A 25406-nucleotide genomic window follows, 5' to 3' on the forward strand; every position below is an offset into this window, starting at 1 on the left:
AAAAGCGAATGCGGGCTGCTTTCGCATTGATCGTTCCCACGCTCTGCGTGGGAATGCAGCCCGGGACGCTCTGCGTCCCAATCGATCTGCCAGCGAATGCAGCCGGCGCTGGCAGGTCGGTTTTGTCGGAACGGCTTAGCTGGGTGTCGGGTAACGCTGTACTTCGACGTTATCCAGCACGCGGTTCACTGCCAGTTCGGCAAGCATGATGACTTGTTGTATGCCCAGAATCCGGTGTCGCTGTGGTGAGTCGACATAGGCTGCCACGTCACTGGCCATGACGCTGGCCGAGGCCAGGGATTCACAGGCGTGGGCCAGCAGGCTTTCGTCGTCCATGTCCGGTGAAATCTGGAACATTTCGCTCGGTTTGCGGCCGGGGCATTTTTTCGGGAGGGGGTTCAGGTAGTGATCGAGGGCGCGCTCGGCGGCGTCGTGGAGTTTCTTTGAATCGGCGGATTCGTAGGGCGAGGTGTCATTGGTTTCAGGGGGATTCGGAGTAAGTTTTTTCATGGCATAGATCCTTAAGTCTTGGAGGAGCTGCCATTCTTCGTTTTCCAGGCGAAAGAGGTGGCAGCTGTACGCGGACTGGAAAAACCGGAAAGGATCAAACCCGGCAGACCCGGAGGTCTCCCACGTACAGCTACCATAACGTCGCGAAAAAACGCCGCATTATGTCATGGGCTGTGATCCTGAACTTCGGGTTTTCCAGACCCGGCCGCCGATGCGTCAGCGACCCCCAAAAGCCTATCCACCTCGTTTCCGAGGGACAACCGACGCGACTTGTCGGAAACATCCCCCAAAAATCACCCCGTCTGTAGGACGGTAAACTCAGTTCGCCAGCCTGGCTCCGCCCAGGCTCCCGCTCATCTCATAAGCCGCCAGTTCCGCCTGATGCCCCGCCAGAATCTCCGGTAGCGATCCGCGTAAATACTCGACCCACGTCTTGATCTTCGCATCCAGGTACTGCCGCGACGGGTAGATCGCATACAGGTTCAGTTCCTGCGAGCGGTAGTTCGGCATCACCCGTACCAGCGATCCGTTGCGCAAGCCTTCGATGGCGGCATACACCGGCAGCACGCCGACGCCCATGCCGCTGGTGATCGCGGTTTTCATCGCGTCGGCGGAGTTGACCAGGAACGGCGAGCTGTTGATGGTGACCATTTCCTGGCCTTCGGGGCCGTCGAAGGCCCATTTTTCCAGGGGGATCACCGGGCTTACCAGGCGCAGGCAGGCGTGGTTCAGCAGGTCGCTGGGTTTTTGTGCGCAGCCGTTGGCTTTCACGTAGGCCGGGGAGGCGCAGACGATGCTGTAGGTGATGCCCAGGCGTTGCGAGACGAAGCCCGAGTCCGGCAGTTCGCGAGCGAGGACGATGGACACGTCGTAGCCTTCGTCGAGCAGGTCCGGCACGCGGTTGGCCATGGTCAGGTCGAAGGTCACGTCCGGGTGGGTCTTGCGATAGCGGGCGATGGCATCGATCACGAAGTGCTGGCCGATGCCGGTCATGGTGTGCACTTTCAATTGTCCGGCCGGGCGCGCGTGGGCTTCGCTGGCTTCGGCTTCGGCCTCTTCGACGTAGGCGAGGATCTGCTCGCAGCGCAGCAGGTAGCGCTTGCCGGCCTCTGTAAGCGCGATGCGCCGGGTCGTGCGGTTCAGCAGGCGGGTTTGCAGGTGGGCCTCAAGGTTGGAGACCGCGCGCGAGACGTTGGCCGTGGTTGTGTCGAGTTGCACGGCGGCGGCGGTGAAGCTGCCCGCTTCGGCCACGCAACTGAAGGCGCGCATGTTTTGCAATGTGTCCATGGGGTGCTCTCAAGGGAGATGGCAAATTGTGACACGAAGTTTCAGGGGCTGAGACCCCCGACCAAGGGATTATCTCGTTAACCGTAACAAAGATTCGCAGAAAACCCAGCTTATCGCCGTTCAGGGCGGCCCCTAGAATTGCGCCCACCTCGAAACATCCCCCACCTCAGGAATTCGCAGCAGTGCCGCGTCGCATCAACAGAGCGCTTTTGCCGCTCAGTGTTCTGGCTATTTCGTTAGGTCTTGGCGGCTGCATCGGAACCGGAGGGATTGCCCCGCAGGGCAAGGCTCTGGAGGCCAATGAACTGGCCACCGACGAGGCCATCGCCCACGCCGCCCGTGACGCAAACTGGCCCACCGCCCAATGGTGGCAAGCCTATGGCGACCCGCAACTCAATCGCTGGATCGACCTGGCCGTGCAAGGCAGTCCGACCCTGGCCATGGCCGCTGCGCGAGTGCGTCAGGCCAAATCCATGGCCGGTGTCGCCGAAGCCGCCGAGTCGTTGCAGATCAATGGCGAGTCGACTCTCAAACGCCACAACTGGCCGACCGACCAGTTCTATGGCCCCGGTGAGCTGGCCAATACCACCACCTGGGACAACAACGCCGCGCTGGGTTTCAGTTACGCCCTCGACCTCTGGGGCCGTGAAAGCAACAGCACCGAACGTGCGGTTGACCTGGCGCACATGAGCGCTGCCGAAGCGCGGCAGGCGCAGCTCGAGTTGCAGAACAACATCGTGCGCGCCTATATCGAACTGTCGTTGCACTATGCTCAGCGCGACATCGTGGCGGCGACGCTCAAGCAGCAACAGCAGATTCTCGAACTGGCGCAGAAACGCCTGAACGGCGGGATCGGTACGCACTTCGAAGTCAGTCAGGCTGAAACCCCGCTGCCGGAAACCCATCGGCAACTGGATGCGCTGGACGAGGAAATCGCCCTGAGCCGCAACCAGATTGCGGCACTTGCCGGCAAAGGGCCGGGCGCCGGTGCGCAATTGCAGCGTCCGACCCTGTCCCTCGGCGCGGCCCTGAAACTGCCATCGGCATTGCCCGCCGAACTGCTCGGCCAGCGTCCGGACGTGGTCGCCAGTCGCTGGCAGGTGGCAGCGCAGGCGCGGGGGATCGATGTCGCGCATGCCGGGTTCTACCCCAATGTCGACCTGGTCGGCAGCCTCGGCTACATGGCCACCGGCGGCGGGGCGCTGGAGTTTTTGACCGGCAAGAAGCTCAACTACAACGTCGGGCCGGCAATCTCGCTGCCGATCTTCGACGGCGGGCGCCTGCGGGCCGAGCTTGGTGTAGCGTCGGCGGGTTACGACATCGCCGTCGCGCATTACAACCAGACGCTGGTCGATGCACTGAAGAACATCTCTGACCAGTTGATTCGCCGCGAGTCGATGGACAAGCAGCAGACGTTCGCCGCCGAGTCCGTGGCCACGGCGCAGAAGACTTACGACATCGCGATGATCGCCTACCAGCGCGGCCTGACCGATTACCTCAATGTGCTCAACGCCCAGACCCTGCTGTTCAAACAGCAGCAGGTTCAGCAACAGGTGCAGGCGGCGCGGTTGAGTGCCCATGCGCAGCTGGTGACGGCGTTGGGTGGTGGTCTTGGGGCTGGCAATGACGTACCGACCGCGCAACAAACCCAGGCACCGAAAACCCCGGTTCTCCTGCGTTGAACACACAACCCCTGTGGGAGCGAGCTTGCTCGCGAAGAAGGAGTGTCAGCCAGCACATATGTCGGCTGATACACCGCATTCGCGAGCAAGCTCGCTCCCACAGGGGCCGGGTCCGACCTGAAATTCATTGAGCACAATTGAATGACTTCCTTGCCCGCACCCTTGCGCTGGCTCTACTCCCTGGAATGGCGCCGGGGCTTTTTCGAATGGGCGCGCAGCGATGGCGTGACCTGGGTCTACATCTTCAAGGTGTTGATCGCCGCATTCCTGACCCTGTGGCTGGCGATGCGCCTGGAACTGCCGCAGCCGCGCACGGCGATGATCACGGTGTTCATCGTCATGCAGCCGCAGAGCGGCCAGGTGTTCGCCAAGAGCTTCTATCGCTTCCTCGGCACTCTGGCCGGCTCGGCGATGATGGTCACGCTGATTTCGCTGTTTGCCCAGAACACCGAACTGTTCCTCGGTTCGCTGGCGATCTGGGTCGGCATCTGCTCGGCCGGCGCCGCCCGATGCCGCAACTTCCGCGCCTACGGTTTTGTGCTGGCGGGCTATACCGCTGCAATGGTCGGGCTGCCGGCGCTGGCGCATCCCGACGGAGCGTTCATGGCGGCGGTGTGGCGGGTGCTGGAGATCTCGCTGGGGATTCTCTGCTCGACCCTGGTCAGCGCCGCGATCCTGCCGCAGACCGCCAGCGCGGCGATGCGCAACGCCTTGTATCAGCGCTTCGGTGTGTTCGCCCTGTTCGTCACCGATGGCTTGCGCGGACGCAGCAAACCGGAATCGTTCGAGGCCAGCAACGTGCGCTTCATCGCCGAAGCGGTGGGCCTGGAAGGGCTGCGCAGCGTGACCGTGTTCGAAGACCCGCACATGCGTCGGCGCAACGGTCGTCTCAGTCGCCTGAACAGCGAGTTCATGGGCATCACCACCCGCTTCAACGCCTTGCATCAGTTGCTCGAGCGTCTGCGCGTCAATGACGAAGCGCATGTCGTGGCGGCGATCAAACCGGGCCTGCAGGATCTGGCCGAAGTGCTCGACGGCTTCAGTGGTCGTGCCCTGACCAGCCCGGATGCGGCGCGTCTGGTGCTGGCGCTCGCCACATACAAGGAAGGGTTGCCGGCGCGGGTGCGCAGTCTGCGGGCGGCCTTCCAGGAGAGCGGGCCGGGCGAGGCCGAGTTGCTGGATTTCCACACGGCCTATGAACTGCTCTATCGCTTCGTCGACGACCTGCACAGTTATGCACAGACCCACGCCTCGCTGGCCGATCACCGCCACGAACGAGAGCGCTGGGACGAGCCGTTCACCCCGCAGACCAGTTGGTGGGCGGCAGCGGCTTCGGGGATTCGTGCCGCGTTCATTCTCGTCGTACTCGGCAGTTACTGGGTCGCCACCGCGTGGCCGAGCGGCGCGACCATGACCCTGATCGCGGCCGCCACCGTGGGCCTGTCGGCGGCGACACCGAACCCGAAACGCATGGCGTTTCAAATGGCGTGCGGCACGTTCCTCGGGGCGCTGATCGGCTTCGTCGAAATGTTTTTCATCTTCCCGTGGATCGACGATTTCCCGCTGCTGTGCGTGATGCTCGCGCCGGTGATCGTGCTCGGTTCGTTCCTCGCCTCACGACCGCAATACGCGGGGGTCGGCCTGGGTCTGCTGATTTTCTTCAGTACCGGTTCGGTGCCGGACAACCTGACGATCTACAACCCCTACACCTTCATTAACGACTACATCGCCATGGTCATGGGCATGCTGGTCTGTGCGGCGGCGGGGGCGATCATCCTTCCGCCGAACAGCCGCTGGCTGTGGCAACGACTGGAACAGGATCTGCGCGGGCAGGTGGTGTACGCAATCAGCGGCAAGCTCAAGGGGCTGGCGTCGAGTTTCGAAAGCCGTACCCGCGATCTGATGCATCAGGCCTACGGTCTGGCAGCCGGTCAGCCGCTGGTGCAGAAAAACCTGCTGCGCTGGATGTTCGTGGTGCTGGAAGTCGGCCACGCAATCATCGAGTTGCGCAAGGAACAGGCAATTCTGCCGGTGCATCCGGCGTATGCCGAATCGCAGCCGTGGCGCCAGGCGATCCGGGTCATGGGGCGTTCGCTGGTGCGGCTGTTCCTGCAACCGAATGCGAGCAATCTGGAGCGCGCACTGGTGGCGGTGGATCACGCCATCAGCCGTGTCGCCGCCACCGATGAGCCGTTCGCCCCGCACTTCGACACCTCGGCGCTGCGCCGGGTGAAAAGCTACCTGCACTTCATCCGCACCTCGTTGCTCGACCCGCAATCGCCACTTGCCGCCCATGCCATCGCCAAGCCCGAAGGACTTGCCCATGCCTCGTGAAATCGCCTTCCACGGCGTGTACATGCCGACCATGACTCTGATGTTTTTCGTCGCCGCGGCGCTGGCCTGGGCGCTGGACCGGTTCCTCTCGGGATTCGATCTGTACCGCTTCTTCTGGCACCCGGCGCTGCTGCGTCTGAGCCTGTTTACCTGTCTGTTCGGCGCGATGGCGCTGACTGTCTACCGTTGAGAATGTCCCGATGAAAAAGTTTTTCAGCCTGCTCGCGACCCTGCTGGTGCTGGCCCTGGCGCTGTGGATCGGCCGTACGTTGTGGGAGCACTACATGAACACGCCGTGGACCCGCGACGGTCGGGTCCGCGCCGATATCATCAACGTTGCGGCTGACGTGACCGGTGAAGTGGTGGACGTGCCGGTGCGCGACAACCAGTTGGTGAAGAAAGGTGATCTGCTGATGCAGATCGACCCCGAACACTATCGCCTGGCGGTGAAGCAGGCGCAGTCACTGGTGGCCTCGCGCAAGGCCACGTGGGAGATGCGCAAGGTCAACGCCCATCGCCGCGCTGACCTGGACAACCTGGTGATCTCCAAGGAAAACCGCGACGACGCCAGCAACATCGCCGACGCGGCACTGGCCGATTACCAACAGGCCCAGGCACAACTGGAAGCCGCCGAACTCAACCTCAAGCGCACCGAAGTGCGGGCGGCGGTGGACGGTTACGTGACCAACCTCAACGTGCATCGCGGCGACTACGCGCGCATCGGCGAGGCGAAAATGGCCGTGGTCGACATGAACTCGTTCTGGGTCTACGGCTTCTTCGAAGAAACCAAACTGCCTCACGTGCGCGTCGGCGACAAAGCCGACATGCAACTGATGAGCGGCGAAGTCCTGAAGGGCCACGTGGAGAGCATTTCCCGCGGCATCTACGACCGCGACAACCCGGAAAGCCGCGAGCTGATCGCCGATGTGAACCCGACCTTCAACTGGGTGCGTCTGGCGCAACGGGTGCCGGTGCGAATTCACATCGATGAAGTGCCGCAGGGTGTGCTGCTGGCGGCGGGGATTACCTGCACGGTGGTGGTGAAGCAGGGCGCTGTGGATAACTGACAGGCCGAGCCCCTGTCTCATTGATCGTTCCCACGCTCTGCGTGGGAATGCATCCTGTGACGCTCTGCGTCACGTCCTGTATTTCAAAGCTGCCCGCGCAACCCGAAACGCTTCATCAACGTCGACTCCAGCAACCCTTTCGGCAGCAGGGTCGCCAGCAACGGCAACGCCCGGCTGCCGTTGCCGATGCGGATCAGCCGTGGCGGCTTGCCCTGCTGCACAGCCTTGAGCAGTTCGGCGGCGAACTCACTGGCCGGTGTCGGCTTGTCCTGAGAAGCCTTGGCTCGCGCCCGGATGCCATCGCGCAGGGGAAACCATGGCGATTGTTCGTTGATCAACTGCTCGGCCTCGTGCCCGGCGTTTTTGGCGAAACTGGATTGAATCGCCCCCGGCTGCACTTCCATCACGCGAATCCCGAACGGTGCGAGCTCCATGCGCAACGCATCGCTCAATGCGTGCACGGCCGCTTTCGAGGCGCAATAGGCTCCGGCGAACGGGGTGACCAGAACGCCGGAAACACTGCCCACATTCACCACCAGACCTTTGGCCCGACGCAGCACCGGGAACAGCGCACGAGTCACGCCGACAATCGAAAACACATTGGTTTCGAACTGGCGCTGCATGGCCGGAACGCCGCCGTCGAGCAGCGGGCCCATGGCGCCATAGCCGGCGTTGTTGATCAGCACGTCGAGGCCGCCGTGTTGCTGGTTGATTCGCTCGGCGAGTTGTTCCAGCGCGCAGTTGTCATTGACGTCCAGTTGCACCGCCGTGAACCCGGCGGCGCCGAGTGCCGCGACATCTTCGGTCTTGCGCGCACTGGCCCAGACCTCGTAGCCGGCGCTTTTGAAGGCATCGGCGAGGGCGCGGCCGATGCCGCTGGAACAACCGGTAATCAACGCAACGGGCATGGCGCATTCCTTGTGCAAAAGAGTGGGAAGAGGATCAGTCGGAGAAACTACCCTGCAATCGCTCGGCGCGAAACTCCAGGGTCTGCGGGCGATAGCCGGGACGCAACGGGGGCAGCGGCAAACAGTCTTCCCAGTTGCCGCCGGCCTGCAGTTCGCCGGGGCCACGATAGCGAGGGGCCGCGTATTGGTTGTCGGCCAGATTCACCGTGTCGCCCGGCGCATACGCTGCAATGCGCCAGCGCAGCTCGGTCAGCGGTACATCGTTGCCGTTGTTCATCTTCAGTTGCAAAGGGCGATCCGCCGGGCACTGCTCAGGTGCATAGGTGATACGCAACTCCAGTCGCGCCAGTTGCTTGATCTCGCGGTTGTCCAGCCACACCACCCACATCGCCACCAGCCCGAGGCCGACAGCGGCGGCCATGGACACCGGCAAGGCCTTGGCCGGGTAGCGCAACAGCAGGACCAGCCAGGTAATGACCAGCAAGACGCCGATGAACATGTCGCGAAACCTCGTGGGCAGGGAAGGTTCATCCTACCTAAGCCTGGACGAGGTTGGCGAAAAAAAAAAGCCCCCGCCCAATCCGCTGCGGATAGGGGACGCAGCGGTCTGGACGGGGGCTTTTATTGTGGAGCGATCACTGCGCGATGGTTTTCACCGACACGCCGCGTTCGACCGGGGTGGAGCGACCGTAGATGTCTTCGAAACGCTCGATATCGTCTTCACCCAGGTACGAACCCGACTGTACTTCGATGATTTCCAGCGGGATCTTGCCCGGGTTGCGCAGGCGATGGACCGAGGCGATCGGGATGTAGGTCGACTGGTTTTCGGTCAGCAGGAACACGTTTTCGTCGCAGGTCACTTCAGCGGTGCCGCTCACCACGATCCAGTGTTCGGCGCGGTGGTGGTGCATCTGCAGCGAAAGGCACGCGCCCGGCTTGACCGAGATGTGCTTGACCTGGAAGCGGCCGCCCATGTCCACCGAGTCGTAGGAACCCCACGGACGGTAGACCTCACAGTGGTTCTGGGTTTCGCTGCGGCCCTGCTCGTTGAGGGTGTTGACCATCTGTTTGACGCCCTGAACCTTGTCCTTGTGGGCGATCATCATGGCGTCCTTGGTTTCGACCACCACGATGTTTTCCAGACCGATCACCGACACCAGTTTGCCGTTGCCGTGAATCATGCAGTTCTTACTGTCCTGGATCACCACGTCGCCCTTGCTGACGTTGCCGTTGGCGTCCTTCTCGTTGACTTCCCACAGCGACGACCAGCAGCCCACATCGCTCCAGCCCGCAGTCAGCGGCATCACGCAGGCGCGCTGGGTCTTTTCCATCACGGAATAGTCGATGGAGTTGTCCGGGCAGCAGGCGAAGGTGGCTTCATCGAAAGTGATGGTGTCCGGGTCCTGAGTGCTGCGCTCCAGGGTCAGCAGGCAGGTGTCGTAGATGTCCGGATCGTGCTTTTTCAGTTCTTCGAGGAAGCGGCTGGCACGGAACAGGAACATGCCGCTGTTCCAGTAGTAACCACCGGACTCGACGTACTCGGTGGCCCGTTTGACGTCGGGTTTTTCCACGAAGTGTGAAACACGGCTCACGCCTTCCGGCAGCAGAGAATCGCCGGTGGACTTGATGTAGCCGTAACCGGTTTCCGGTTTGGTGGCCGGTACGCCGAACAGCACCATTTCGCCGTTTTCCGCCGCCACGGTGGCCAGGGCCAGTGCACGTTGCAGGGCTTTCTGGTCTTCAAGGACGTGGTCGGCCGGCAGCACCAGCATCAGTTCGTCACGACCTTCGTTGACCAGCATCATCGCGGTCAGCGCCACCGCCGGCGCGGTGTTGCGGCCGAACGGTTCCATCAGGATGCGCTGGCATTCCAGATTGCGGTTGGCCAACTGCTCGTTGACGATGAAGCGGTGATCCTTGTTGCAGACCACGATCGGCGTGTCCATCCCTTCGAACACCAGACGCTCAAGGGTTTGCTGGAACAGCGTGTGTTCGCCGGTCAGGGCGAGGAACTGCTTGGGAAACTGCTTGCGCGAAAGCGGCCAGAGACGGGAACCGCTACCACCTGACAAGATCACCGGAATCATAGTGTTTACTCCATAAAATCGATTGGGTTAGAGGCCCTGTGGGAGCGAGCTTGCTCGCGAAGGCGATGAACCAGTCGACATTGATGTTGAATGTCAGACCGTATTCGCGAGCAAGCTCGCTCCCACAGAGTTACTGCGTCAGTTCACAAAAAAGTTAGCGAGTCGATACCGGGCGCTTCACCCAGACCGGCGACAGGTTGCTGCCGTTGCCGGTGACGTACAGCACGGCGGCCTCACCGCGCTCCAGGGCGACCGGTTTCACGTCGCCGACTTTCTTGTCGCCCTCGTACAGCGCCAGGCTGACTTTCACCGGGTTGATTTCACGCTCGCCACGGCCCTTGGCGGCCACGTTCGGCACCACGTCGGTCTTGCCGTCGGCGGTCTTCAGGGTCAGCGGCTTGTCGCTGAGGTTCTGCACGCGCACCAGGGATTTCTGCTTGTTCTTGAACGGCGGTTCTTCGATCAGTTGCGGCGCGCCGGACGCGTTGTTGACCAGGGTGTAGTAGTGGTCACCGGCGAGTTTTACCGGCAGGGTCTGGCTGCCGACCTTGGCGCTGTAGTCGCCGCCGGGCATGAAGCTGAAGTCGCTGCTGGCCAGCGGCGCGACGTCGTTCAGGCTGGTGCTGCCGACGGTGGCGCTGACTTCAGCGTTGCTGGCGTTGTAGACCCGCACGAAGGTCGAGCCTTTCGGTGCGGTCGGGCCGTACAGTGCAGCGTCGCCACCGGCAAACGCCTGGACCGACAGCACGCTCAGACCCGCAACCAGAGCGATGCGTTTGGCGAGACGACGAGGAGTTGTAGTGAAAGTCATGGTGTACCTCTCTTTCAGTTTTGCGCCCGATCGGGCGTCTCGGATTTAGTGTTGATTGCTACGTTCTGTTGGCGCGCGCGGCTTGTTTGAGCTCTGCGACCCACTGCGGGTCGGCGTCGCCGATTTCGTTGTTCACAGGCAGATATCGTTCAGGAAACTCCCAGATCAGCACTTGCGGCGGGCTGTTCTTGAAGTCATCGCTTTTCAGGTAGCTGAGCATCGGCAGGATCGGACCGTGGCCGTCCTCGGCGTAATTGACGACGTCGCTGTGCAGCGCTTGCTTGAGCGCACCGACGAAGTTCCAGTTGGGGTTGGCGCTGTAGCTGGTACCGATCAGTGCCACCGGCACTTCGCTGTTGGCGAACAAGGCGTCGTCACCGGCAGGCTGTTCGACGGCCACGGTGTTGCGCTTTTGCAGCGGCTCCTTGGCCGGCATCAGGTTTTCAAACAGTGGATCCAGCGGCAGGAACAGACGCAGGTCGCCCTTGTGCGTGACCTTTTCCGCTGGCGTGGTAACGAAACGCTGCGGCTCGCCGCTGAGCGGGAACTTGTCGGCGATGGTTTTGGCCAGGGTGTTGGCAGCGATTTCCGCGCCTTCCGGCGTCCAGTGGGTGTCGGTGCGCAGGAACACTTGCTGGCCGTTCTGCTTGGCCTTTTGCAGCGGGCCGAGCAGGTCGGGGGCGAGGATCCTGTCCGCCGCGACACGGGCGTGGAAATCCTGATAGAGGTTGGCGTGGATGCTCGCCGGTTTCACGTCACCCAGGTGTTCCGGGTACAGGCGAACCTTGGCCGGCACGATTGCCATCACCAGTTTCACGCCTTTCTCTTTCAGGGTCTGGCGCACGCCTTCGACCAGCGCGTAGTTGCCTTGCAGGTTCAGCTCTTCATTGACGATCGGGTTGAATTCCTCATCGCTGTACAACCACTGATCGCGACCGAGCACCACGCCCGGACGACCTTCGTTGAACAGCTTGAAATCCAGCGCGGCCCAGAGGTTGGTGCCCAGGCGCTTGATCGGGAATTCATCGTCGTAGTGGGTTTCCACGGCCTTGGTCCAGCGGCCGTTGAGCACCGTCGCATCGGCATTGGTGCTGAAACCGAAGAAGCTGCGCACCGACCACAGACCGAGCACCAGCAGGGTCAGCAGAAACAGCGCGATGTAGACGATGCGTAATGAGCGGGTCATGGCAGATCCCTCAGAACTGGAAGTAAAGGAACGGCGAGAAGCTTTGCGCCGAGAGTTTGAGAATCGAGGCGATGAACAGCAGCAGTACCAGCCCGCGCATCACGTAGCGCGACCAGTCCGCCGTCCAGTACGCCGGTTGCACCTGGGCGTCGACGCCGACGGTGTAGCCCGGTTCGTGGATGCTCGCCGGGTTCTCCCCCGGCGCCGCCTTGATCAGGCCCGGTTGAGCACCGGCAGGGCCGTCGTTTTCGACGTTGACCGCAGGTCTGGTCTTGACCGGCGGCTTGCTGGTGTACAAATCACGCAGGCCGAAGAACGCCAGGGTCACGTAAGCCACCACCAGGGTTGCCACTTGCAGGCCGGTAAGGCTGGCGCGGTTGAGCTCCGACAGCGACCAGTCGCCGAAGCTGAACATCGCGCCGTACATGCGCCCGGCAACGTGCAGGTTCTCGGCGCGGAAGATCACCCAGCCCATGACCACCAGCAGGAACGTCAGCGCCCAGCGGATCGGGTTGAGGCTGCGCGGCGAGGTGTTGATGCCGAGCATTTTCTCGATCGCCAGCCACATGCCGTGCCACGCCCCCCAGACGATGTAGGTGATGTTCGCGCCGTGCCACAGACCACCGAGCAGCATGGTCAGGAACAGGTTGCGATAGGTCATCAGCGTGCCTTTGCGGTTGCCGCCGAGGGTGATGTAGAGGTAGTCGCGCAGCCAGGTCGACAGGCTGATGTGCCAGCGGCGCCAGAACTCGGTGATCGACTGGCTGATGTAGGGCTGCTTGAAGTTTTCCATGAAGCGGAAACCCATCATCAGGCCCAGGCCGATGGCCATGTCGCTGTAGCCGGAGAAGTCGAAATACAGCTGCGCGGTGTAGGCCAGCGCGCCGAGCCAGGCGTCGCCCGTGGTCGGGTTTTGCAGGGCGAAGCAGTGGTCGGCGACCACGGCGAGGGTGTCGGCGATGAACACCTTTTTGATGAAACCCTGCATGAACCGCGTGCAGCCCTCGGAGAACTTGTCGAGGGTGTGGGTGCGGTTGTTGAACTGGTCGGCCAGATCACGGAAACGCAATACGGGACCGGCGATCAGGTGCGGGAAGATCGCCACGAACGCCGCGAAGTCGATCAGGTTGCGGGTGGCCGGGGTGTCGCCACGATAGACGTCGATGATGTAGCTGATGGACTCGAAGATGTAGAACGAGATGCCGATCGGCAACAGCACGTGGGTCAGGATGAACGGTTCGAGACCGAACGAAGTCATGATCGCGTTGAGGCTGTCGACGCCGAAGTTGGCGTACTTGAAGTAGCCGAGGATGCACAGATCCACTGCCACGCCGAGCAGCAGCCAGCGCTGGGCCGGTTTGCTGCGCACGCCGGCGGCGCCGACCTTCAGGCCGATCCAGTAGTTCCACAGGGTGACGCCGGCGAACAGCGCCAGGAAGTCCACCCGCCACCAGGCATAGAACACGTAGCTGGCGATCAGCAGCAGCAGGTTGCGATAGCGTTGCCCGCTCAGGTAGTACAAGCCGAGAAAGATCGGCAAGAACAGAAACAGGAACACGTTGGATGAAAATACCATCCCGATCTCTCCATGTTTGAACCAACAGTCAAGGGCCAAGGCCCCCCCAAACCCCCCCACTGAAAACGGGATGGTTGTATTGCATGCTGCGCATTTACCTGTGGCGAGGGAGCTTGCTCCCGCAGGGGCGCGAAGCGCTCCTTGAAACCTGATCACGCGGTGCGTCAGTCAATCCGCGTTCACCGGGTTACGACTGCTTCGCAGCCGGGCGGAGCAAGCTCCCTCGCCACAGGGCAATACCGTCAGCCTTAAGAACCCTTGTTGCCTTTCTCGTGGGACGGGTCGTAGACCTTGGTCAAATCCCCGCCGAGGCGAAACGTCTTGAACGGCTGCATGCCGTGCTTCTTCTCCAGAACCTCCGGCGAACAGGTGTAGAGGCTGCAGAACGGTTCGAGCCAGGCGAATTTCATGTCCTCCTTCAGGTCGGTCATGTCCTGCTCCTTGCCGTTTTTCCTTTCGAACTGATCCGGGTCTTTCACCCCGGCCAGCACGCGGTCGCCCAGACGTTTGAGCGCGCCGTTGTTTTCCTGACGCAGATCCACACCGTTGACCTGGGCGAAACTGGCGATCATCGCCAGGGGCGGCAGGGCATAGTTGTGATACGCGAGGGCGCGTTGCTGGCGCTTGAGTTCGTTGGGCAGGTAACCGTCGGCATCGATCTGATTGACGCCGACCTTGTATTCCTTGACCGCCCAATCGAACAGGTCGCGGCGGTTGGTGGCGATGGACGTCGCCATCACTGACCAGGCGGCCCAGTACGAGTGGTTGTTGGTTTTTTCCAGCGGCAGGTTGTCCCAGTCGCTGACCACCTGATCGGCCATTTTGCTGAACCAGGCCTCGATCACCTGAGCTTCCTGCTGATGCTGGGCCAGGGGATGGGAGTCGGAGAACTTCAGGCGAATGTACGAAGAGGCCATGCTGCCCAACGCCCATTTGCGCATCGACTTGCCGGTGTGGTTGAAGTCCTTGGACATCAATGCATCCGCCCGGGCCCAGGTAACCAGCCAGTTCAGCGTGCAATCGAGCTGCTCCGGGCGACCGTCGCGCATGAACTGCATCACCCGTTTGGCGGTACCGCGCTCCAGCGTGGTGATGTCTTTGGTGGTGTCGCGAAAGGCTTTTTCCGACTGCACGTTCAGCGTGGCGCGTGCCTTGTCCGAGCCTTCGTATTTGCTGCGAAATTGCAGCGGACCGGTGTACGGCGCCGGCGTCGCATCGCAGCCTTCGCTCTTGTCGGTGGTCTTGAATTTATCCACGGCGGCGAAGTAGCCCTGAGGCGGACGCAGTGGTGCGGCGGCCTGAGCGGCCCCGGCGAACATCGCCAGGCTCAGCAGGGCGGGTGCCCATAAAGATTTCAATGTCGGATTTCGCATGGCAGACCTCATTGCCCGATCTGGGCGGTTTGTTGCCCGGCGCCGGGGAATACGTTGCGTTTGCAGATTTTCGCTTCGACTTTCTGTGGCGCGGTGCCCGCATCCGGGCCCTGGACTTCGACCGCCAGCAGGTTCTGCGAGGCCCAGTCTTCGTCGGTGCGCAACTCAAAGGCGAAACGACCGTCGGTGTCGGAGGTTTCCGGTTTCTCGATCTTGATGTCCTCGTGGCGACCGTTCATGTACCAGAGGGTGGCTTGCAGCTTTTTCACCGAGGTGTCGGCGAAGCGGATGTCGACCTGATGGCCGCTGTTCTGCAGGTTCAGGTTCTTGCTGTTGACCAGCAGTTCCTGTTTGCCGCCGGGCTTGAGCGTGGTGCTGGCGGACATCTGGGTTTCCTTGCCTTCGCAACCGTTGTCCAGCAGCGCCATCATCTGGCGGTAGATGGTTTCCTGGTCGAGGCGGTACAGCGGCGAGAATTCCCAGATGAGAATTTTCGGCGGGGTTTTCTGGAATTCGTCGCTGCCCAGGTACTGCAACATCGAACCTTCCAGACCGCCGCCGGGGAAGGCGACGTTGAGGATGTCGGCGCCGATGGCTTCTTCGAGGAAACCGGCGAAGTTGTAGTTCTTGCCACTGTGGGAGGTGCCCACGAGGGTGATCTGCGGGTTGCCGGAATCACCGAACAGGTCGCCGTCGCCCGCTTCGCCTTTCGGCTCGGTGGTGAACTGGTCCATGTACTGGATGGCGTAACTGGTGCCGCACAGCTGTCCGGCCATGTTGTGCAGGGTGCCGGTCTTGCCCATGCGCCCGGAGCGTCTGGTCTCGAATTCACGCTTGGGAATGTCGGCGAAGGCCGGGATCTGCTTGACCTTCTCGGCCACGATTTTTGCCGTGCGCTGCGCGCCGTACGGTGTCCAGTGCTGGTCGCCACGGAAGTAAAAATCGTGGGCGGGCAGGGTTTCGGGCAGCGATTCGTTGGTCAGCGGCGACAGGTCCGGCACCACGTAACCCATCTTCGCGAAACGGCCGAGCATGGTCTTGTAATTGGCCAGCGCCTTCTCGTAATCGAACGAGGCTTTTTCCGCCGGGTTGAGCTTGTTGCGATTCACCAGGCCACGGGTTGGCTGGTAAACGATCACCAGCTCGACACCTTTGGCCTTGAACGCATCGTGCAATTGTTGCAGACGCTTGTAGCCGGCGGGTGTGGTGTTGAACTCGGTGCGCAGATCTTCCTGGGTCCGGAACAGCCAGTCGCCTTGCGCCTGCACCAGCGTGGTGAAGTTCTGCTGATAACGGGTGGTGTAGTTCTTCGCGTCATGAGCGGCAGGGCACAGGCTGCAGCAAGGTTCGGCGGTGAACTTCGGCGGCTGGACTTCATCCGCGCGGGCGCCGTTGACGGCCGCCAGAATGCCCACGGTCAGGGCCGACAGGCTGAGTAATTTGATCAGGTGTGGGTGCATAAAATTATCCTCAGTCCTGCAGTTCGGTCTGGCGTTCGACGGGGTCGATCAGCACGGCTTTCTGCTGGCGCACCAGCAGGTCGAGAATTTCATCTTGACGGTCACCCAAAACGCCGTTGAAGCTGATGCCGCTGGATTTGGTCGGCGCCAGCATCGACACGCGGTACAGCTCGACGCTCAGCGGCGAGTCGATGGCCATCGGGCCGCTGCCGTTGGCCGCCAGTTCACCGCCGACCACAATCAGCGAAACCTGGGCGTCGAACGGGTCGAGCTTGATGTCGCGGTCGGTGTCGGTCAGGTCCTTGATGTGGCCGTAGACGCCGGTCAGGCCGTTGGCCATGGCAACGTTTTCGTAGAGGCGGATGTTCACGCTGTTACGAATGCGGATGCCGTGGCGCTTGTTGCTGATGACCTTGTTGCCCCACAGCAGGTTGTCGGCGGACTCGTAGAGCGTGATGCCGTCGGTGTGGTTCTTGTAGATCTCGTTCCAGGCGACGATGTTGTTGATGCTGTTACGGTCGATCACCAGGCCGGAGAGGTGGTTGTCGAAGCTCTTGTTGTTGAAGATGAAGCTGTCGTTCACCTCACGGGAAATGATGATCCCGTGCTTCTTCTTCGTGCCGTACACCGTGTTCTCGGCAATGATCAGACCGTGAGAACGGTCGTGGGGGTCGATGCCGTAAACGATGTTGTCCTTGTAGGTGTTGCCCTTGACCACGAAGTCGCGGGTCTCGTAGCAGTAGAAGCCGTACCACATGTCCGAGAACTCGGAACCGACGATCCAGCCGGTCGGCTCCGGACGCTTGAGCACCTTGGCCATGTTCGGCGTGTACTGGGAAATACTCACGCCGTAGGACTTACTGTTGGCGTAGCCGAAGCTGGCCATCTTGCTGTTGACGATGTAGGTCTCGGTGCCGCCCCAGGCCAGCAGGAACGGACGGAATTCCTTTGGCGAACGGAAGGTAGCCGGGCCGTTGTCCTTCTCGCGCCAGCCGGTGACTTTGGTGTCACGCACGAACAACTGGCCGTCGTTGACCAGGAACGAACCGGCCTCCTGGGACAGGCGCAGTTCCTGGGTCTGGCCGTCGATTTCGAGGATGCCTTTGCGACCGACCACGATCGGCAGCTTCGCCAGGTACACGCCCGGCGAAGTTTCGCTGAAGTATTGTTTGGGCAGTTTCTGCGCCAGTTCCTTGAGGTTCATGTAGCCGTCGTCGACGAAGATCGCCTGCGGGATGCCGTGCTGACGCACCACCCATTCGGCCATTTTGTTGTCGCCGCCGATGAAGTCCTTCAGGGCGTCTTCCTGCATCATCCGGCGCACGCTGATCTTGCCCGGTTTGCTGCGCACGATTTTCGCGGCGGCAGCCTCGGCGGTGAAGCCTGTGAGGTCGGGCAGTTTCGGCTTGTCCAGCTCCAGCGCGTCGGTCGGGGCGCTGCTGACGGTGTAGGTCTTGGCCTGTTGCAGCTCCTTGGCAGTGGTCACCGGTTTGGCCGGTTGCGGTGCGACCGGTTCGACACTGGCAAAGGTGCTTGCCGAGGCCAGCAGCATCGCCCCGGCCAGCAGGCTGAGCGAGCCTTTCCTTGGGTTGTTCATGTCGGGCACTCCCTTCGCGGTTTGCATCAGAAGCGCCAGATCACGTCGATGAACGCGCGGTGCATGTACGAATCGACCTGGCTGCCATAGGCGTCACCCGGCTTGAACACGCCGCCACGCAAACGCACCAGCGCCGAAGGCTCGTCGATCGACTGGCTCAATGCCGCCGGCAGCAGGCCTTGTTTGAAGTACTTGGTGACCACCAGATCCATTTCCTGGCCCAGGTCCTTGTTGCCGTCCTGCAGTGGCAGCGAGGTGCTGGAGAGGATTGCGCCGGTCACGTCGTCGGTGTTGTTTTCCACCGCGTTGATGCCGTTGCTGCCCACCGGTTTGTTGCCGTCCACGCGCCAGAACTTGTGGTAGATCAGGCTGGCGTCGTACTGATCGTTGAGCATCCAGGAACCGAACAAAGTGGCGGTCTGCATGTTGTTCATTTCGCCACGGAACGCTTCACCGAAACGGTGAACCCGCGAGCGAGTACCGGTGTAGTTGGAGCGGTTGCTCTCCAGACCGTTCTGTTGGTAATCGGCGCTGGCGCGGGCATAGGCCGCACCGACCTGCCACTGTGGATCGAGGCGCAGGCGCACGCCGATGTCGGTGGCCCAGCCGTTGATGTCTTCACTGCGCTTGGCCTGCGCCGGGCGACTGCCGTCGGCGTTCAGCGGGTTGACCGTATCGCGGTCGCCGCTCATGCCGGTGATGCTGCCCCAGTAGTTGACGGTGTTGGTGTTGCGCCAGTTGTAGGCGTCGCTGTCGGCGGTCAGGCCGAGCCAGCTGATGTCGCCGTTCTGGGTTTTGTCGAGGGTGTCGCGGGGCACGCCCGGTTCGGCGTAATCGAGCTTGCCGTTGTCGTGGGTGTGATGGCCGCGAATGCCGACCCACTGGCCCGGCGTCCACTGATATGCCGCATCGGCGTAAGCGTGCAGGCGATCCTTGTCTTTCGGTGCCAGCTCTTTCAGGTCGGTGCGGTATTCGCTGAAGCGTTCGGCGACACCGGCGTTGGCGCGCAGCAGGGTCGTGTCGAAAGTCCAGTTCAGCGCTTCGATGTTGGTGTCGCGCCATTGGCCGTCGTCGTTGCGCAGGCGCTGGCGACCGAACTTGAGGATTTCGCCGGGGTAGGGTGTCAGGCCGCTGTAGCCGACCCAGAACTCACGCATCGCCAGGTAGTTCTTTTTGGTCTTGCGGTCGCCGCTGTCGGTGGTTTCGGCGCCGTCGGACTGTTGCAGGGTGTCGGTTTCGATGACGTCGGTGGAGGTCACGGCCTGACCCATGGCGTAGGCACTCCACGCGCCGCTCTCGCCGTAGACCCACGGACGCAGGTCGAGGCCCACACCGTTGACGTCGCCACCGGGCGCAGTGCCGAGGTCGCGGTCGTCTTCAGACTGACCGGTGATCTTCACTTCGAGGCCGAAGTTCTTGGTTTCAGTGATCGCGGCCAGTGTCGGGCAAGACCAGATCAGCGCGAACGAAAGGCCAATGCCGGCCTTCACGAATGGATTCAACTTCATAATTTTTCCTCGCCGTCTTCTTGCAGGGCGTGCAGTTGCAGCGTGTTCTGATTCAGGGCACCACGGCTGGCCTGTTCCTGCTGCAACAGGCGCCGGGCTTCGGCCAGACGCTCGGGCGGCAGTTGCGCCGCGAGGGTGGTCGCCAGCTCATCGGCCTGCGGCGTGTTCTGCGCCTTGGCCAACTGGCTGAACACGTAGGCGTTGAGCGGATCGGGTTTGGTGCCCTTGCCTTGGGAAAACAGCTGGGCAATGGCGAAGTCGGCGCTGTTCTGGCCGTTGCGCGCTGCTGTCAGCAGATGGTCGAGGGCCTTCTGTGGATAGACCTTGCCCAGGTAGCCGCGGCGATAGATCTGGCCGAGGTAGTAATCGGCAGCGACTTCACGGCCAACGGCTTTCTGGAAATGTTCCTCGGCGACTTTTGCGTCGGCCGGCACCAGTTTGCCTTCGTAGTAGAGCTTGCCCAGCAACAGTTCGGCGCGGGGCTGGTCGGCGGCGCGACCGTTGTCCAGGTACTTCATCATCTGATCGACGTCGCCCAGTTCCGGGAAGTCGTAGAGCAGTTGCGCCAGCGTCACCCACGAGGCCGGGTAGCCCGGCGCGATCGGTTCGAGCAACGACTGCGCGGTTTTCTCATCGGTCTTGCCCAGGGTCGAATCAGCGAGCACACGGGCGACGGAGTCCACTCGCTGGGCACTGACGCTGCCACGGCTGTGGGCGGCCTGCAGCTGTTTGATCAGTTCGGCCTGTCGGTCTGGCTGGGCGCGTTTCTGATAGACCGTGGCCAGCTCGACGTAGCAGATGTCGGTGGTGTGCAGCGCGGCCTTGCAGATCTTTTCCACGTCATCCAGATGCTGGTCGTAGGTGCCCTGGGTGCGATACAGCAGCACCTGCGCCAGACCCGCTTCCGGGTAGCCCGACTTGCGCCACTGATCGATCTGCTGTTGGGCGTTGATGTTCGGGAAACTGTGCGGGTATTGCAGGTAGAGCATCGCCAACGGAATCAGCGTATTGCCTTCGCCATTGGCGGCGGCTTTCTTCAGCAGGGTTTCGGCTTCGTGATGTTCGGCCTCGGTGGAGCCGGGCTTGGCCACCAGCAAGCGACCGAGCCGGGCCTGGGCACGCGGCGACACATCGGCGGCTGCGCGATAGGTCGCCTCGGCCTGTTTGATCTGCTCGGGGTCGCGACTGTCGACCTGGATGTCGGCGAGACCGACCTGAGCTTCGCTGTAACCCAGATCGGCCAGCGCACGGTAGTTCTGCGCGGCGGTCGCGGTGTCGCCACGCTTGAGCGCTTCGTTGGCCAGACGCTGGTCGGGCAGGCCGGCGCAACCGGCCAGGCTGACTGCCAGTGCCAATGCGCACACTGAACCCATGTGGGAGCGAGCTTGCTCGCGAAAGCGGTGTGTCAGTCGGCACTGAGGCTGAATGTCAGAATGCATTCGCGAGCAAGCTCGCTCCCACAGGGTTTGTGGTGTGCTCGAGATGGGTGGAGTAGTCACAGGCATGTCCTCGACTTAAAGACCGGCAGCCATGGCTTTGTCGATCAGCCAGTTCAGGTTCGGACCACGGTCGCTGTTCACTTCCACCGGACGACCGGCGAAGGTGCTGTCCAGCGGTTCGTCAGGCTGGATCTGCACGCGGATGTCGGAGGACAGGTCGGCGCTTTTCAGGCTGGTACTGCTGATGATCTTGCCGGTGCGGGTCTTGTCTTCACCGGCGATCTGGAAGCTCACGGGAGTACCCGGGCGCACGTCGCCGAACTGGCGATAGGAGAAGCGTGCATCGACGGTGGCCTGGGTGTTGCGCGGTACCAGGGTGAAGATCACGTCGCCCTTGCTCGCGTATTGACCGTCGGCCACCAGTTGCTGGGCCACGGTGCAATCGCAAGGGGAGGTCAGGGTGCCGGTCATCTGCTTGCCGAACAGTTCTTCGACCTTGGCCGGTTGCAACTGGTCTTCATCCAGATGGCCCTTGAGCACATCGAGCATGCTGGTGCTGAACGTCGCCAGCGGTGCGCCCTTGGCGGCGACGCCGTCGGACTTGACCAGACTCTGCACGGTGCCATCGCGAGGCATGGTGATGTTCATGCCCGGCACGCTGACCAGCCCGGCCTGGGCATGGCTGACGAAGTACATGTTGTACACCGACTTGAAAACGAAACCCGCCGCCACGAGGCCGATCGCAAAGATACCGGCGCTGAAGGTCACCGCTTTCAGGCGCCCGAACGGGGTCATGCCGTGGCCGCTGTCCTTGGCCTTGCGCGCCTTGGTGAAGTTGTCGCGCTGCAGGGTCGCCAGCACTTCGCCGATGCTGACGATGTCACCGGCCAGGTGCGAAGTGATCAGGTGGCGCAGGGTGGAAATGTCCTGCGGTTCGAGGTTCTGGAATTGGCAACCGGCACGGCCGGTCTGGCGGTCGAAGGAGCGCACCTGCAATTCAACGTCCATGGCGATGCCGAGGTTGTCGATGACGAATTGCAGGCGTGCCTTGTACACCTCGCCGACGGTCAGCGGCAGTTGTCCGGCATTGAATGCCAGGCCACCGGCGGACAGGTCGATGACCCGCGCTTCGACCGGTGTGCGGTCAGGCCCGAAGAACCGCAGTTTGGCCGGGATTTTCACCCGGGCGTGCTGACGCTGGGCTTCGGATTCATGCACTACGTTGACGTTGACGGCGGTATTCATGGGGGCGATTTCCTTGTTAATTCAAGAGGGGCAGGTCAGACCATCATCAGCAGCACGGCGACGAAAATGCTGCCGGCGGAGAAGGTCATGGTCCGAGACGACCAGGTGTTGAACCAACGTTGAAAGCTGGCGAGATCACGGGTCAGGGAAGTGGGCTGGCGGGTCCAGGATTGCTGATCGAGGCGGAAGAACACGTAGATCTTCACCAGCGCGCCAACGATCTGGTTGTAATACAGAATGAGCGGGTAGGCCGGGCCGATCCGGTGACCGGAGCAGGACAGCAGCAGGGTCAGAATCAGGCGGGTGATGCCGATCCACAGCAGGTAGGCGAGGATGAATGCGCCGCCATATTTGAAGCTGGCGATGATCGCCACGGTCAGGCCGAGCAGGGACGTCCACATCGATACGCGTTGATCGAACAGCACCACCGAGGTGAAGGCGCCGAGGCGTTTCACGCCCAGACCCAGCGCCCGCGAGTTCTGCCGCAGGTTGTTGCCGTACCAGCGGAACATCAGCTTGCGGCTGGCCTTGATGAAGCTCTTTTCCGGCGGGTGTTCAACGGTGTTGATCGCCGCGTCCGGTACGTAGAAGGTGTCGTAGCCCAGGCGCATCAGGCTGAACCAGCTCGACTTGTCGTCACCGGTCAGGAACTTGAAACGACCCAGGCGCCAGTGTTGCAGCGAGTCGCTTTCGACGTCGGCGATGAAGTCCGGGTTGGTGACTACGGAGGCGCGGAACACCGACATGCGACCGGTCATGGTCAGCACGCGCTTGGACAGGGCCATCGAACACATGTTGATGTGGCGCTGGGCGAAACGCAGCTTGTGCCATTCGCTCATGATGTAGCCGCCGCGCACTTCGCAGAATTCGTTGGTGGTCAGGCCGCCGACGTTGCCGAACATCTGGAACCACGGCACGGTCTTGCGCACCACACCTTCGGCGAGCACGGTGTCGCCGTCGATCACGGCGACCACGGCGCGGTCGTCCGGCAGGTGACGGGAGATCGCACGGAAGCCGTAGGCCAGGCCATCGCGTTTGCCGGTGCCGGGAATGCGTACGAAGTCGAGCTTGACCCGATCCGGTGGATTCATCCGTGCCCACAGTGCCTTGACCAGCAGCTCATCGGACATTTCGACGATGGAGCAGACCACGGTGGTCGGCAGTTCGCAGTCGATGGCCTCGCGGATCACCGAGCTGTAAACCTGCGCGGTGGTCAACGCGTCGATACGGAAACTGGTCACCATCAGGAACACATGGGACGGATCCGCCGCCTTGCCCAGCTTGCGAACCTTGCGGCGCAGGTGCGGGTAGACGATGTAGAGAAAAATCATGCCGCGCACAAAGTGCGTTGCACCCATCGAGTAGCGCCAGATACCCACGGCGCCAATCAGGAAAATAAAGTCCTTCGACTCGGAGTCGAACGTGGACGCGGGCAGCATCAGGGCCAGGCCCATCAGCAGGCTCAGAAACAGCAGCCAGCCGGCGGATTGCAGAAAAAAATGTTTGAGCTTGGACATGACCGTCATCCGAAGGTGATGGGGGCTTCAGGCCGCCCGCCGATTCACGGCGTGCGGCCTGAAGCTCGAGGCTTGCTGCTGTGTTACCAGCAGATCCCTTCGGTGCGAGTGCCGGCATCGGTGCCTTTGGCCATGAAGCCGACCAGGTCGATGACCTGTTTGCCGTGCGGCGCTTCCTGGGCCAGGGCGCGGAACTTCTCGTCGCGGTTGCCCAGGATGATCACGTCGGAGTTGTCGATCACCGAGTCGAAGTCCGCGTTGAGCAGGGACGACACGTGAGGGATCTTCGACTCGATGTAATCCTTGTTCGCGCCGTGGACACGGGCGTACTGGACGTTGCTGTCGTAGATGCTCAGGTCATAGCCCTTGCCGATCAGCATCTCGGCCAGTTCCACCAGCGGGCTTTCGCGCAGGTCGTCGGTGCCGGCCTTGAAGCTCAGGCCGAGCAGTGCGACTTTGCGTTTGTCATGGCTTTCCACGATGTCGAAAGCGTTCTGCACTTGCGATTCGTTGCTGCGCATCAGCGAGTTGAGCAGCGGCGCTTCGACGTCCAGGGAACCGGCGCGGTAGGTCAGGGCACGCACGTCTTTCGGCAGGCACGAGCCGCCGAAGGCGAAGCCCGGGCGCATGTAGTATTGGGACAGGTTGAGGGTCTTATCCTGGCAGACCACATCCATCACCTCGCGGCCATCGACGCCGACTGCTTTGGCGATGTTGCCGATCTCGTTGGCGAAGGTCACTTTGGTGGCGTGCCAGACGTTGCAGGTGTACTTGATCATCTCGGCGACGGCGATGTCCTTGCGGATGATCGGTGCATCGAGTTCTTCGTACAGCGACTGCAGAACGTCGCCGGAGGCCTTGTCGAACTCGCCGATGACGGTCATCGGTGGCTGGTCGTAGTCGGCGATTGCGGTGGATTCGCGCAGGAATTCCGGGTTGACCGCCACGCCGAAATCGACGCCGGCCTTCTTGCCCGAGCAGTCTTCGAGGATCGGGATCACCACGTTGGCAACGGTGCCCGGCAGCACGGTGCTGCGCACCACGATGGTGTGGCGGGTGGATTTTTCACGCAGGACAAAGCCGATCTCGCGGCACACCGCCTCGATGTAGTTCAGTTCCAGGTCGCCGTTCTTCTTGCTCGGCGTGCCGACGCAGATCATCGACAGGTCGGTGTCACGAATCGCCTCGGCAAAGTTGGTCGTACCGCGCAGACGACCGGTCTCGATCCCTTGTGCCAGCAACTCGCCCAGGCCCGGTTCGACAATGGGAGATTTGCCCGCGTTGATCATGTCGATCTTGTCTTTGGCAACATCGACGCCAACTACGTCATGGCCTCGTGCAGACAGGCAACCGGCACATACTGCACCGACGTAACCCAAACCAAATATGCTGATGCGCATCGCAATTACCTCTGTATATATCAGGCCGTTAGAGGGCCGGAGTTAATGGTGTTCAGCGGTTTTAGTGCACTCGAAAGTGTGACTTGCAGGCGTCACAATGCCGTGTGCAGGCATACTAAGTTTCGAGTGTCTAAATAAGTGCACTCAAGATGTGCGCAACCAGGCCTTGTTGTTGTGACGTGCCCCGTTATGCAGCCGATCCCTTGAACAAGGGATGTTTGTGCAATCTTGTGTTGCGCGCCCGATGTCAGGCGGAAGGCCTGTAGATCGGGCGTTCAGGTGTTCTGGCGAACACGTTTACAAGGGCGCGGCCTTGGCCTTGCAGGGGATATTGATGGTGCGTATCTCCTGTCCTTCGATAGTTGTCCAGAGTTGTAATCCCAGTCGGGCAAGTTGCTGTGACAACTTGGTTACATGGT

At 61.8% G+C, this 25406-nt stretch carries 19 protein-coding genes and 1 pseudogene; 4 read left to right on the forward strand and 16 right to left on the reverse strand.

The window, feature by feature from the left end; all coding sequences use genetic code 11:
• Positions 1–135: 135 nt before the first annotated feature.
• Positions 136–510 carry a DUF6124 family protein gene (locus BBF94_RS07060; RefSeq protein WP_065258331.1) on the reverse strand — a complete coding sequence of 125 codons (375 nt, stop codon included), beginning with the start codon at positions 508–510 and terminating at the stop codon, positions 136–138.
• Between the two features lie 318 nt (positions 511–828).
• Positions 829–1797 (reverse strand): LysR family transcriptional regulator, encoded by a 969-nt coding sequence (locus tag BBF94_RS07065; RefSeq protein ID WP_064382473.1) that lies wholly within the window; start codon positions 1795–1797, stop codon positions 829–831.
• Positions 1798–1979: 182 nt separating this feature from the next.
• On the opposite strand from BBF94_RS07065, the gene BBF94_RS07070 reads away from it, so the two are divergent.
• The 4 genes from BBF94_RS07070 to BBF94_RS07085 all read left to right on the forward strand — a co-directional run bounded on the left by BBF94_RS07070 (position 1980) and on the right by BBF94_RS07085 (position 6880).
• Positions 1980–3479 (forward strand): efflux transporter outer membrane subunit, encoded by a 1500-nt coding sequence (locus BBF94_RS07070; RefSeq protein ID WP_065258332.1) that lies wholly within the window; start codon positions 1980–1982, stop codon positions 3477–3479.
• Positions 3480–3620: 141 nt separating this feature from the next.
• Positions 3621–5813 carry an FUSC family protein gene (locus BBF94_RS07075; protein WP_065258333.1) on the forward strand — a complete coding sequence of 731 codons (2193 nt, stop codon included), beginning with the start codon at positions 3621–3623 and terminating at the stop codon, positions 5811–5813.
• Complete coding sequence (locus BBF94_RS07080; RefSeq protein ID WP_003221811.1) at positions 5803–6003, forward strand: DUF1656 domain-containing protein; 201 nt, start codon at positions 5803–5805, stop codon at positions 6001–6003. Before BBF94_RS07075 ends, BBF94_RS07080 begins: the two co-directional genes overlap by 11 nt.
• 10 nt (positions 6004–6013) lie before the next feature.
• Positions 6014–6880, forward strand: coding sequence for an efflux RND transporter periplasmic adaptor subunit (locus BBF94_RS07085; protein ID WP_065258334.1), 867 nt, complete (start codon positions 6014–6016; stop codon positions 6878–6880).
• A gap of 83 nt (positions 6881–6963) precedes the next feature.
• Here BBF94_RS07085 and BBF94_RS07090 read toward each other — a convergent pair whose 3' ends face one another.
• The 14 genes and pseudogenes from BBF94_RS07090 to BBF94_RS07155 all read right to left on the reverse strand — a co-directional run bounded on the left by BBF94_RS07090 (position 6964) and on the right by BBF94_RS07155 (position 24987).
• Positions 6964–7788, reverse strand: coding sequence for an SDR family oxidoreductase (locus BBF94_RS07090; RefSeq protein ID WP_065258335.1), 825 nt, complete (start codon positions 7786–7788; stop codon positions 6964–6966).
• A gap of 34 nt (positions 7789–7822) precedes the next feature.
• Entirely contained in the window at positions 7823–8287 is a 465-nt protein-coding gene (locus BBF94_RS07095) for a multidrug transporter (RefSeq protein ID WP_065258336.1), read from the reverse strand.
• Positions 8288–8423: 136 nt separating this feature from the next.
• Entirely contained in the window at positions 8424–9875 is a 1452-nt protein-coding gene (locus BBF94_RS07100; protein WP_065258337.1) for a mannose-1-phosphate guanylyltransferase/mannose-6-phosphate isomerase, read from the reverse strand.
• Between the two features lie 154 nt (positions 9876–10029).
• Positions 10030–10686, reverse strand: a complete 657-nt coding sequence (locus tag BBF94_RS07105) for an alginate O-acetyltransferase AlgF (protein ID WP_065258338.1) — start codon at positions 10684–10686, stop codon at positions 10030–10032.
• 14 nt (positions 10687–10700) lie between these two features.
• Positions 10701–11872 (reverse strand): annotated as a pseudogene (locus BBF94_RS07110) (alginate O-acetyltransferase).
• 10 nt (positions 11873–11882) lie between these two features.
• On the reverse strand, positions 11883–13448 hold the full coding sequence (locus BBF94_RS07115; protein ID WP_065258339.1) for an MBOAT family O-acyltransferase: 1566 nt from the start codon (positions 13446–13448) through the stop codon (positions 11883–11885).
• Positions 13449–13696: 248 nt separating this feature from the next.
• On the reverse strand, positions 13697–14821 hold the full coding sequence (locus tag BBF94_RS07120; RefSeq protein WP_065258340.1) for a mannuronate-specific alginate lyase: 1125 nt from the start codon (positions 14819–14821) through the stop codon (positions 13697–13699).
• A gap of 8 nt (positions 14822–14829) precedes the next feature.
• Positions 14830–16281: an alginate O-acetyltransferase gene (locus BBF94_RS07125; protein ID WP_065258341.1), complete on the reverse strand. Its 1452-nt coding sequence runs from the start codon at positions 16279–16281 to the stop codon at positions 14830–14832.
• Positions 16282–16291: 10 nt separating this feature from the next.
• The gene (gene algG, locus BBF94_RS07130) at positions 16292–17878 is read right to left on the reverse strand and encodes a mannuronan 5-epimerase AlgG (protein WP_065258342.1); all 1587 of its coding nucleotides are present in this window, start codon (positions 17876–17878) and stop codon (positions 16292–16294) included.
• Between the two features lie 26 nt (positions 17879–17904).
• Positions 17905–19386, reverse strand: coding sequence for an alginate export family protein (locus BBF94_RS07135; protein ID WP_065258343.1), 1482 nt, complete (start codon positions 19384–19386; stop codon positions 17905–17907).
• A complete protein-coding gene (gene algK, locus BBF94_RS07140) occupies positions 19383–20891 on the reverse strand; it encodes an alginate biosynthesis TPR repeat lipoprotein AlgK (RefSeq protein ID WP_404820921.1) in 1509 nt (502 codons plus the stop codon). The genes BBF94_RS07135 and algK overlap by 4 nt, the downstream gene beginning before the upstream one ends.
• 9 nt (positions 20892–20900) lie before the next feature.
• Positions 20901–22070 carry an alginate biosynthesis protein Alg44 gene (locus tag BBF94_RS07145; protein ID WP_065258345.1) on the reverse strand — a complete coding sequence of 390 codons (1170 nt, stop codon included), beginning with the start codon at positions 22068–22070 and terminating at the stop codon, positions 20901–20903.
• Positions 22071–22105: 35 nt separating this feature from the next.
• The gene (gene alg8, locus BBF94_RS07150) at positions 22106–23587 is read right to left on the reverse strand and encodes a mannuronan synthase (RefSeq protein WP_176704428.1); all 1482 of its coding nucleotides are present in this window, start codon (positions 23585–23587) and stop codon (positions 22106–22108) included.
• A gap of 83 nt (positions 23588–23670) precedes the next feature.
• Positions 23671–24987 carry a nucleotide sugar dehydrogenase gene (locus tag BBF94_RS07155; RefSeq protein WP_065258347.1) on the reverse strand — a complete coding sequence of 439 codons (1317 nt, stop codon included), beginning with the start codon at positions 24985–24987 and terminating at the stop codon, positions 23671–23673.
• Positions 24988–25406: the final 419 nt, after the last annotated feature.

Source organism: Pseudomonas bananamidigenes, assembly GCF_001679645.1.
Classification (GTDB): domain Bacteria; phylum Pseudomonadota; class Gammaproteobacteria; order Pseudomonadales; family Pseudomonadaceae; genus Aquipseudomonas; species Aquipseudomonas bananamidigenes.